Here is a 10,517-nt window from a genome sequence, read left to right on the forward strand (position 1 = left end):
ACGATGAAGGCAGTGATTTACGGCGCAGGCGCCATTGGCGGATGGATGGGCGTGAAGCTCGCGCAAGCGGGCCACGAAGTGGCGGTGGTGGCGCGCGGCGCGACGCTCGCGGCGTTGCGCGAGCACGGTTTGCGACTGGTCGAAGGCGGCCGCGCGCATACGGTCCGCGTGAAAGCCGCTGAAGACCCGGCGCAACTCGGCGTGCAGGATCTCGTGGTGGTGGCGGTCAAAGGTCCGGCCATGGCGTCGGTGGCCGCGCATATCGCGCCGTTGCTTGGGCCCGATTCCACGGTGTTGACGGCGATGAACGGCGTGCCCTGGTGGTTCTGCGACGGACTCGGCGGCGATTTCGCGGGCAAGCGGCTCAAGTCGGTCGATCCCGACGGCGCCATCGCGGCCGCCATTCCGACTGCGCAAACGGTGGGCTGCGTGGTGCACGCAAGCTGTCTCGTCGAGGCGCCGGGGGTAATCCGGCATCATCAGGGCAATGGGCTGATTGTCGGCGAGGCCGCGGGGCGCTCGAGCGAACGCGTGAAGGCGCTGACCGAAGCGCTCGTGGCGGCCGGCTTCAATGCGTCGATGTCCGAGCAGATTCAGCGCGACGTCTGGTTCAAACTGTGGGGCAACATGACGATGAACCCCATCAGCGCGATCACCGGCGCGACCACCGACCGCATTCTCAACGACGAGCTGGCGCGCAACTTCGTCACGAGCATCATGCTCGAAGCGAAGGAGATCGGTGCGCGCTTCGGCATTCCAATCGACCAGCATCCCGATGACCGGCACGCGGTCACGCTCAAACTCGGCGCGATGAAAACGTCGATGCTGCAGGACGTGGAGGCGCGCAAGGCTGTCGAACTCGATGCGCTCGTGAGCGCGGTGCGTGAGCTTGGCCAGCTCACCGGCGTGCAGACGCCCTACACGGACGCGCTGCTCGCGCTCGCGCGTTTGCATGCGAGCACGTTGGGTTTGTATCGGGCGCAGTGAGTCATAGAACAGAAAAAGGCCTGTTTGCAGGGCTCGTTTCGAATTACTCGGCTGTCACGCCGGCCGTCACGCTGGTCGTCACCGCAGCCGGCGAAGGCAGGCGCGCCGCTTCGATCAGAGACACCGCGCGTTGCGCGTCGTCGAGTTCAGTCAGGCAAAGCAGCGCGAGGCGCGCCAGATACAAAGGCGCGTCGGCTTCGCCCTCGGCGGTGAGCGTTTGACAAAGCGTCGTATAAACGCGGTCGAGATCGCTGTCGGTCATCACGTGTTCTCCCAGCTGTCGATATTCAATGCTGCTTCCAGCGCGGACTGGATGGCCGCCATGCTGCCTTCTCGCCAGCGCGCGAGCACATGTCCGTCGGGACGGATCAGATAGACCGTGCCCGATGTCGCGTCGAGCATGTGATGCAGACGGCCGGCGTGATCGCACACGGCAACGCCTTCGCGCGCCGTGCTGTTTGCGTTTAACACGGTGACCGCGTTGAACGGAATGCCCCGGCTCGTCAGACCGGCTTGCATGCGCTGCCACGCGGCATCGTGCGAGGCGTCCGCGCAAAAACGCAGCGCGGTGAAGCACGGGCCGAGTAGATCGGTCACGTGAATATCCAGCGACTCGTTCTCATGAAGTCGCTTGAGCCGGCATTCCGGCAACACGCTGCCCGGCGCGGGGCCGCGAATGAATGTGCCCGCGACGTCGGCGGCCACGCGATTGAGCGGCGATTGCACGTAAGCGATCGGATGCGTTTGCCGTGGATTGATCAGCGGCCGCACGGCGGCATGATGCTCCGCGAGTCCGAGCACGGCCTTTCTCATCAGGTCGAATGCGAAGGTAGGTGGCGCCATGAATTCCGTGCTCTTCATGCCATAGCTCAGGTTCTCGCGCGCGGCGAGCACGCGCTCGTCGCTGTAGCTGTCGAGCAGATCGGGCGACGCGATGCCGTTCACCACGCAGCCCAGTTTCCAGCCGAGATTGTCGGCGTCGTCGATGCCCGAGTTGGCGCCGCGCACGCCGAAGATCGGCACGAGATGCGCGGCGTCGCCGGCGAACAGCACCGAACCGTGGCGATAGCGTTCGAGCGTCAACGCATTGGCTTTGTAGACGGTGATCCAGATCGGCGACCAGTCGCCCGTTTCGCCCATCGCGTCGAGCACGCTTTGCACGCGCGGCATCACGTTTTCAGGGGCGATGGCGGCGTCGGGGTCTTCGTCGTCGCGAAGCTGGTAGTCGATGCGCCACACGTTGTCCGGCTGCTTGTGCACGAGTACCGTCGAGCCCGGATTGGACGGCGGATCGAAATACGCGAGCCGCTCGGTTGGGCGCTCGCTGTGCAGTTCGATATCGACGATCACATAGCGGCCCTCATACGTGGCGCCGGTTAGCTTGAGGCCGAGCGCTTCGCGGATCGTGCTGCGCCCGCCGTCGCACGCGACGACCCAGTCGGCCTGCATGTGCCACGGCGTGTCGCCGGTGCGCAGCGCGAGTGTCGCGCCGCGCGAGGGATTCGAGGCGTCGGTCTGCTCAATGCCGGTCACGCGCGTTTGCCAGCGAATCTCGATCAGCTCCGCGTGCCGCTCCAGTTCGTCGAGCAACAACTGTTCGATCTGATATTGCGCAATGTTGATCATGGGCGGCAACGACTGCTCCACGTCATGATGCATCGAAAAGCGGAACACCTCGGTGTCGCGATAGAAGCTGCGTCCGCCGGTCCACGGCAGTCCTTTTTGCAGGAAGCCTTGCACGGCGCCGAGCCGCTTCAGTATTTCCAGGCTGCGCCGCGAAATGCAGATCGCGCGGCTGCCGGTGCATACGGTGTCGTCCGCTTCGATCAGCACCGAGCGCACGCCTTGCCGGGCGAGCGCCAGCGCGAGCGTCATGCCGACGGGGCCGCCGCCGACAATCGCCACGGGCCGCCGCACGGGATCGCATCCGCCGGAAAGCGGCGGCACGATGCCCTCATGGTGACGCGGAACGAACGGATAGGAGGTAAAGCTGCGGGTCATGCGTGTCTCCTGAGTCTTCACTGCGGCGTTGAGCGAAGTATGCGGGAGAGTGCGCGCGCCTGTCCTCATTTCGGGAACAGGCGCGCGACGAGTCAGTCGGCCGCGCCGGTGATGTGCGAATGTGCGCGCGTATGCAGCGCGGTCGCGGCCACTTGACATTCCTCGATCATGGCGCGGAAAGTGGGCGCCGAATGCGAAGCGGCGGTCGCGCCCACGCCTGTTTCATGTGCGCTTTCCGCAGTGCCGCCAACGCCGACCACCAGCGCCGCGCGCGGCCGCCATTCGCGCGTGCGCCGCAGCATATTGCGCAGATATGGCGGCGAATCGGGCGCGTCGAGCGTGACGATGCAGATGACCGGCGCGCTCTTGTAGCTCGGCTCGTCGGCCCGTGCGGTGCGGTAGCCGGAGTGCGTCGCCATGATCGGCGCGAAGCCCTGGCGGCCGAGCAATTGCACGGCGATGGCCGTCGTGACTTCGTCGAATGCGCCGCGTCCCGGCACGCACAGCACGGCGGTCTTTTGCGTGTCGCCGCTCGCCGACGGCTGCCCTTGCTTGTGCATGTCGTGCCGCTCCGAAAGATCGGAAGGCATAAAAGAGTGCAGCACGGTGGGCGGGTCGGCGGGTTCGGCGCGAGTCGGGCGCTCCGGCAGACCTTCCGCGATCTCCAGATTTTCGACGATGTCCACCAGCGCCTCATTCACCCGCGCCAACTGTTCGGGCATCAGCACGCCGCGCGTCGCGTCGTTGCGCGCGAGCTTGAGTCCTTCGAGCGCGACGTTGTCGTAGTAGTCGATCAGCGTCATCTCGCGCAACAGACGCTCGGCCTGCACGATCGCTTCATGCGGATCGTCGGCGAGAAGCCGCTGATAGAAGTTCTGCGCGGGCGTGAGCGCCGGCTGGTCGCCGAGCAGCACCGTGAGGAAGTTCAGGCGATCCGCGTAGCGTCCGAGCGTCACGACGCACAGCGTGAGCGGCGTGGACAGCACGAGGCCGATCGGCCCCCACAGCCAGCTCCAGAAAATCGCCGCGACGACCACGGCGAGCGGCGAGAGCCCCGAGCGATGCCCATACAACAGCGGCTCGGCGATCTGCCCGGCCACCACATCCACGACGATGAACAGGACCAGCGTGTACACCGCCATCGTCCATTGAGGCTGGATGGCGGCCGCGAGAAACACCGCGAGAATCGCCGCGATCCAGATGCCGATATACGGCACGAAGCGCAACAGCGCCGCGATCACGCCGAACAGCAACGCGCCCGGCACGCCGATGATCGCGAGGCCGACCGCGATCACGCCGCCCGCGCTCAGATTCACGCCGAGTTGCGCGACGAAATAGCGGCTCAGGCGCACGGCGGCGTCGTTGATCGCGGTCGTCGTGCGATGCAGGTCGCCCGAGCCGAAGAGACTGATCAGACGATCGCGCAAATCCTCGCGTTGCAACAGGATGAAAATCGTCACCACCAGCACGATGAAGGTGGTCTCGATCGGCGCGATGGCCGGCGACAACGCGCGTTTCGCGAGCTGCATCGGCGTGGGCGACGGCTCGTGCACTTCCACGGGCGTGGGCACCGCCGGCGCATTGCGCGCCGCGCGCCCCGTGGGACGCGGCGGCGGCGGCTTCGACGGCGCGACGCGTTGCAGCGTGGCGGCGGCGCGGCTCATCAGCGAATCGGCGCGGCCCACGGTTTTTTCCTGCACCGTCTCGATCTTCTGCTCGATGGCGAACTGATACTGCGGCAAATCGCCGGCCAGTTGCACGAGCTGCGCGCCGATCAGCATGCCGACGGCAAGCAGCGTGGCGAGCGCGAACAGCACGGCGATGAAGATGGACGGCAACTGCCCCATGTGCAAACGCCGCAACATCTGCACGAGCGGCGCGAGCAGAAAACTGAGCATCACCGACAGCGTGATCGGAATGAGCACCGCGCGGCCGAAGTAGAGTGCGCTGACCACCACGACGCCGGTGATCACCGACGCAAGCCCGTGCAGGCTCGGCGTGCCTGGCGGATACACGCGGTTCGGCCGTCCTGGCGGCGGTAAGGATATCTTCATGAGCACACTATCCGATTGAGTGGGCGCGCTTGCTTGCGCTTGTTGCTCCATCCGCGCGCGATGCATGCGGCGGCGTGCGGCGGCGTGCGGCGGCGTGTGGCTCTTGCGCCCGAGCAAATCATATGCCCGGATTGTAGGCGTTTTGCGCCGCGCGCCGCCAGTTCTCGTCGGTCCTCGCCGCTCGCCGCCGCTGCCCGCCGCTCAGCCGATGTGCACGCGCAGCAAGTCGAACAGCACCGAACTGGCGTACAACAGCAGGCCGATAAAACCGCCCACCACGGTTCCATTGATGCGGATGTACTGCAGATCGCGGCCGATGTTCAACTCGATCTGCCGCGACATGTCATGCGCGTCCCAGTTCTTCACGGTATCGCTGATATGCCGTGTGAGGAATTGCGCGAACTCGGGCGCCATGCCGCGCGCCGCGTCTTCGAGGTGGTCGTTGAGCGACTGGCGCAGCGCCGCGTCGTTCGCCAGTTCGCGGCCCACCCATTGGCCGGCCAGCACCACGCGCGCATGCAAGGCCGAGTCGCTGCTGTGCAGATCGCGTTTGAGCCACGCGCGCAATTCGCCCCACATGTCCTTCACATACGAGGCGAGCGCCTCGCCTTCCACGAGATAGCGCTTCAGTTCCTCGCCTTTTTGCAGGAACGCGGGATCAGTCTTCAGCTTGACGATCAGCTTGTGCGTCGCGTCGTCGAATTTCTGGCGAAGCTCGTGCGTCGGGTTTTCGCCGATCTGTTCGAGCATGCGGTTCACCGCGCTCGCAATGGCCTCGGCGCCTTTTTCGCCGAGCCACGCGGAGGGCAGGATCTTTTCCATTTTCGGATACTCGCTCTTCACCCAATCGACGATACGTTCCGCGATAAACTCGCGCGCCTGCGGCTCGCCGAGCAGCGCCACGAACTGTTCGATGCCGGCGTCGAGCAGCTCCTGATGGCGGCCGTCCCTCGTGAGCGTGTCGATAATCGCGCCCATCGATTGCGACAGGTCCACCTTCGCGAGCACGTCGCGCAAGGCGTCCTTGATGAAGACCTGAATGCGCACGTCGTCGGTCAGATCGAGCACGCCGCTCGTCAGCTTCACCACGTAATCGCCGAGGCGCGCGGTGTTGGCCGGCTCCGTGAGCCAGCGCGTGATGCTCGACGCGGGATCATGCTTCTTGATCAGACCGACGAGCGACGGCACGTCGAGAAACTTGTCCTGCACGAATACCGCGAGGTTGTCAGCGATCTTGTGCTTGTTCTTCGGAATGATCGCCGTGTGCGCCGAGACGAGCGGAATCGGCACGCGCCTGAACAGCGCGGCGACCGCGAACCAGTCCGCGAGCGCGCCCACCATCGCGGCTTCGGCCACGGCCTTGATGCCGTCGATCCAGAAGCCGCGCGGCATCCACGCGGTCACGACAAAGACGCAGGCCGCGGCCGCGAGGAGCAGCAACGGCGTGCGCTTGGCCTTCTTCAGTTCGAGTGCTTTATTCATCGGCGAGGGAGCCCGGGTCTGGAAACGCGAGTGTAGCGCCGCGCGCTGCATGGCGTCGCCGCCATCGCCGCCGCCGTCGCGGGTCATGCACGCCGCGCAAGCTGCTCTTTTTGAAGCGCCGGCGCGGTAACATCCGGGGTTGAATCGCGGCGGCACATCCAGCGAAGGGCAGCGAAGGGCGTCGCGCGGCCATGCAATTGAACGGAATGGAGGCACAGTGATCAGGTTTCTGCACACCGCGGACTGGCAGATCGGCACGCAGTTCGGCCAGTTCGAGCCGGACGAGGCGGCGCATCTCGCGCAGGCGCGCTTCGACACCGTGCGCCGTATCGCGGAAGAAGCCGCCGCGCGCAAGGTCGACGCCGTGCTCGTGGCCGGCGACGTGTTCGATTTGCAGACCGTCTCCGACACGGTGATCCGCCGCCTGTTCGCCGCACTGCAGGCCTTCACGGGGCCGTGGATCATGTTACCCGGCAATCACGACGCCGCGCTCGTGGAAAGCGTGTGGACTCGCGCACAGCGTTTGAACTGCGTGCCGCCGAACGTGCGCCTCGTGCTCGAAACGGGCGTCGTGCTGCTCGATGCCTGCCGCTGCGCGCTGCTGTGCGCGCCGCTCACGCAACGCATCACTTACGACGACACCACCGGCTTCTTCGACACCGCGGAAACGCCGCAAGGCTATCACCGCGTGGGCCTCGCGCATGGCAGCGTGAGCGGCATCCTGCAGGAAGGCATCGACTCGTCGAATCCGATTGCGCCCACGCGTGCCGCGAGCGCGCGTCTCGACTATCTCGCGCTCGGCGACTGGCACGGCCACTTTCGTGTCGACGATCGCACGTGGTATGCGGGCACGCATGAGCAGGACCGCTTTCGCGCGAACGATCCCGGCTTCATGCTCGACGTCACGCTCGGCGAGCCGGGCGCGCGAGCCGTCGTGGAGGCGGTGCGCGTCGGCCAGTATCAATGGCATCGCTGGGATGAAAGCATTTCCGTGCCGACCGATATCGACGCGCTGAAAACAAGGCTCGCCAGCCTGGGCGCGAACGACGTGCTGCGCCTCGCCGTCACCGGCACGGCCGCGTTGACCGACGCCGAGGCGCTGCACGTCGCGGTGGAAGAAACCCGCGCGCGCGTGCGCGCGTTGCGCGTCGATCTGAGCGGCCTGCACGTGTTGCCCACCGCGGAAGACCTCGCCGAACTCGGCGCGCAGAGCGGCTATCTGGCGAAGGTCGTCACGCGTTTGCGCGACATGCAGGAGGACCCGCAGTCCGACCCGCAACAGGTCAGGCGCGCAGCGCAAGCATTGTTGTTGCTCGCGCGTTTTCAACGTGAACTGCCGCGTGAGGCGAGGTCCGCATGAAGCTTCAAAGCATCGCGATTCAGGAATTCAAGCAGTTCACCGGGCGGCTCGTGATCGACGACTTGCAGCCCGGACTCAATCTCTTCGTGGGCCCTAACGAAGCGGGCAAGAGCACGATTGCCGAAGCCGTGCGCGCCGTGTTTCTCGAACGCTATAAGGCCTCGCATCTGAAAGATCTGCTGCCTTGGGGCAGGGCGAGCGGACAGCCTTCGGTGGAAGTCAGTTTCGATCTGGACGGCGCCGCTTGCCGGCTGTCCAAGCAGTTCGTCACGCGTCAACGCTGCGAGCTGAAGATCGGCCAGGCCGTTTTCGGCGAGGACGAGGCGGAAGACAAGCTCGCCGCCTTGCTCGGTTTTTCGCGCGCCGCGCGCGGGCCCTTGAAGGCGGAAAACGCGGGTGTGCCCGGTTTGCTGTGGGTGCAGCAGGGCGGCACGCAGGACATGCGCGACTCGACCGGCCACGCGGCGCAATATCTGCGCGATGCGTTGTCGCAACTGTCGGGCAGCCGCGAATCGGCCGGCGAAGATGCGCTGATCGCCGCCGTGCAACGCGAGCTTCGTCAACTGCTCACCGCGCGCACGCAGAAATCCACCGGGCCGCTCGCGCAGGCCGAGAGCGCGCTCGCGGCATGGATTGTCGAACGCGACGAGCTGAACCGCCAGCGCGAGCAGTTCGAAGAAAACATTGCGCGGCTCGCCACGCAGCAGGAAGCGTTCGACGACACCGAACGCAAGCGCCCTTGGGAACTGCACGCGCAGAAAGCCGCGCTCGCGCAACAGCGTGCCGACGCCGCCGCGGAACTCGAACGCAGCGTCGAGGGCCTCGCGCAAGCGCTAGAAGTGAATGAGGCGCAACTGGCGCTCTCGGTGCAGCAGGAACAGGCGGCGGTGGATCTCGAGAGCGCCGTCGCGCGCGAGCGTCAGCAACTCGATGCGGCGCGCGCGAATCTCGCGGCGGCGGACACGGAACATGCGCAGGCGGCGAGCCGCGTCACGCAATTCGAGCAGGCTTTCGCCGATGCGAACCGCGCGCTCGAACTCGCGAACGCAGCGGTGAGCGCGGCGGATTTGCGCAGCCAGATCGGCCTCTATCGCGCGGAACTCGAACGGCTCGAAGCGGCGATCAGTGCCGCGAGCGAGGCGAACGAGGCGCTGCTCGAAGCCGCGCGCGCGGCGGCTTCGTTGGAAATCGACGAGACGAAGCTGAAGCGGCTTGCCTCGCTCGATGCCGAACTGACCGTGCTGCGCGCGCGCACCGAAGCGGCAATGACGCGCATCGAATATAGGCTGAACGGCGCGATCACCGTGGGCGACGCGGTGATCAGCGGCGAGGGCGTGCTGCGTCTGGACGAAGAGAAGTCGATCGGGCTTGGCGAACTCGGCGAACTGCGCGTGATTCCGGGCGTGTCCGATCTGTCCGCGCGCTTGTCCGAGCTTGCGTCGCTGGAAGCGCAGCATGCGCGGTTGTTGCAGATGCTCGGCGTGACATCGCTCGGTGAAGGCGAGCTTCGGCACGAACAGTGGAAGGCGCTCATCGCGCAGCAGAAAAGCCACGCGAAGGTGCGCGACGCGCATGCGCCGCAAGGCATCGACGCGTTGCGCGCCGCGCTCGCCTCCGCCGCCGCGCGTTTGCAGAGCGCGAACGAACGGCTCGCGAGTTTGCCAGACGTGTCCGAGGCGCTGCCGCTCGACGAAGCGCGCCGCAGCGCCGAGATCGCGCGCGACGCATTGGAAAGCGCCCGCAAGATGCTGAACGAAGCAGCGGAAAAGCGCTCGACCGGCATGGCGACAGCCGAATCGCTCGCGCTTCAGGTACAGCGCAAGGACGCGCAATTGAACGACGCCGCGTTTTGCCGCAACCGCGCGCAATGGCAGGCCAAGCTCGTCGAGCAGCGCGTGCAGGTCGAGGCGCTGACAAAGCAGCGCGAAGGGCGCGCGCGCGAACTCGAAGCCGCGCGTCTCGACGATCCGGCCGCCGAGGCCACGCGTTATCGCGCCTCGGCAGAACTCGCGCGCGAGGAGCAGCGCGAGCGCAAGATGCGCATCACGCAATTGAGGAGTCAACTGGAGACGGTCGGCGCGTCCGGGCTAGGCGAGCGTCTCGCGACACTCGACGCGCAAGTCGAACAGGCCACGCGTCGTCAGGATGAACTGAGCTTGCGCGCGGGTGCATTGAGTCTGCTCGACGAGGTGCTCGTCGACGAACGCGACGCGGCGCTCGCGCAACTGCGCGCGCCGTTGACCGAGCGCCTCGGCCATTATCTGAAGCGGATCTTTCCGCAGTCCACCATCGCACTCGGCGACGACCTGAGTCCCGCGACGCTCGATCGCCATGGCCGCGCCGACACGCTCGATGCATTGAGTTTCGGCACGCGCGAGCAGCTTGGCATTCTCACGCGGCTCGCGTACGCGGATCTGTTGAAGGCCTCGGGCCGGCCCACGTTGCTCATGCTCGACGACGCCGCCGTGCATACCGACGCGGCGCGTCGCGACGCGATCAAGCGCGCGTTGATCGACGCCGCCACGCGGCATCAGATTCTCGTGTTCACCTGTCATCCGGAGTTGTGGGACGACCTGGGCGTGAGGCAGCGCGCCATCGACGACATCAAGGCGGCGGCTTAGCCGCTGTGTTGC

7 protein-coding genes are annotated in these 10,517 nt (G+C 66.1%); 3 read left to right on the forward strand and 4 right to left on the reverse strand.

From position 1 onward, the window contains the following. Positions 1 to 3 precede the first annotated feature (3 nt). Complete coding sequence (locus VOM14_RS12230) at positions 4 to 987, forward strand: 2-dehydropantoate 2-reductase (protein WP_327628952.1); 984 nt, start codon at positions 4 to 6, stop codon at positions 985 to 987. Positions 988 to 1,030: 43 nt separating this feature from the next. Here the strand turns inward: VOM14_RS12230 and VOM14_RS12235 are convergent, their stop codons facing one another. From VOM14_RS12235 to VOM14_RS12250, 4 genes are all read right to left on the reverse strand, one after another. Then, positions 1,031 to 1,249 carry a hypothetical protein gene (locus tag VOM14_RS12235; protein WP_327628953.1) on the reverse strand — a complete coding sequence of 73 codons (219 nt, stop codon included), beginning with the start codon at positions 1,247 to 1,249 and terminating at the stop codon, positions 1,031 to 1,033. Next, positions 1,249 to 2,988 (reverse strand): FAD-dependent oxidoreductase, encoded by a 1,740-nt coding sequence (locus tag VOM14_RS12240; RefSeq protein WP_327628954.1) that lies wholly within the window; start codon positions 2,986 to 2,988, stop codon positions 1,249 to 1,251. The genes VOM14_RS12235 and VOM14_RS12240 overlap by 1 nt, the downstream gene beginning before the upstream one ends. A 92-nt stretch (positions 2,989 to 3,080) precedes the next feature. Continuing rightward, positions 3,081 to 5,042, reverse strand: coding sequence for an AI-2E family transporter (locus tag VOM14_RS12245; protein WP_327628955.1), 1,962 nt, complete (start codon positions 5,040 to 5,042; stop codon positions 3,081 to 3,083). A gap of 201 nt (positions 5,043 to 5,243) precedes the next feature. Then, positions 5,244 to 6,524, reverse strand: coding sequence for a DUF445 domain-containing protein (locus VOM14_RS12250; protein ID WP_327629087.1), 1,281 nt, complete (start codon positions 6,522 to 6,524; stop codon positions 5,244 to 5,246). A 217-nt stretch (positions 6,525 to 6,741) separates the two neighbouring features. On the opposite strand from VOM14_RS12250, the gene VOM14_RS12255 reads away from it, so the two are divergent. Next, positions 6,742 to 7,884, forward strand: coding sequence for a metallophosphoesterase family protein (locus tag VOM14_RS12255; RefSeq protein ID WP_327628956.1), 1,143 nt, complete (start codon positions 6,742 to 6,744; stop codon positions 7,882 to 7,884). Beyond that, positions 7,881 to 10,505 carry an AAA family ATPase gene (locus tag VOM14_RS12260; RefSeq protein WP_327628957.1) on the forward strand — a complete coding sequence of 875 codons (2,625 nt, stop codon included), beginning with the start codon at positions 7,881 to 7,883 and terminating at the stop codon, positions 10,503 to 10,505. The genes VOM14_RS12255 and VOM14_RS12260 overlap by 4 nt, the downstream gene beginning before the upstream one ends. Positions 10,506 to 10,517: the final 12 nt, after the last annotated feature.

This window comes from Paraburkholderia sp. MPAMCS5 (assembly GCF_036016995.1).
GTDB lineage: Bacteria > Pseudomonadota > Gammaproteobacteria > Burkholderiales > Burkholderiaceae > Paraburkholderia.

Bases quoted from the DNA above. Each gene is read 5' to 3' on its own strand.
- VOM14_RS12230 (WP_327628952.1), top strand. From the start codon at position 4: ATGAAGGCAGTGATTTACGGCGCAGGCGCCATTGGCGGATGGATGGGC.
- VOM14_RS12235 (WP_327628953.1), bottom strand. From the start codon at position 1,249: ATGACCGACAGCGATCTCGACCGCGTTTATACGACGCTTTGTCAAACG.
- VOM14_RS12240 (WP_327628954.1), bottom strand. From the start codon at position 2,988: ATGACCCGCAGCTTTACCTCCTATCCGTTCGTTCCGCGTCACCATGAG.
- VOM14_RS12245 (WP_327628955.1), bottom strand. From the start codon at position 5,042: ATGAAGATATCCTTACCGCCGCCAGGACGGCCGAACCGCGTGTATCCG.
- VOM14_RS12250 (WP_327629087.1), bottom strand. From the start codon at position 6,524: ATGAATAAAGCACTCGAACTGAAGAAGGCCAAGCGCACGCCGTTGCTG.
- VOM14_RS12260 (WP_327628957.1), top strand. From the start codon at position 7,881: ATGAAGCTTCAAAGCATCGCGATTCAGGAATTCAAGCAGTTCACCGGG.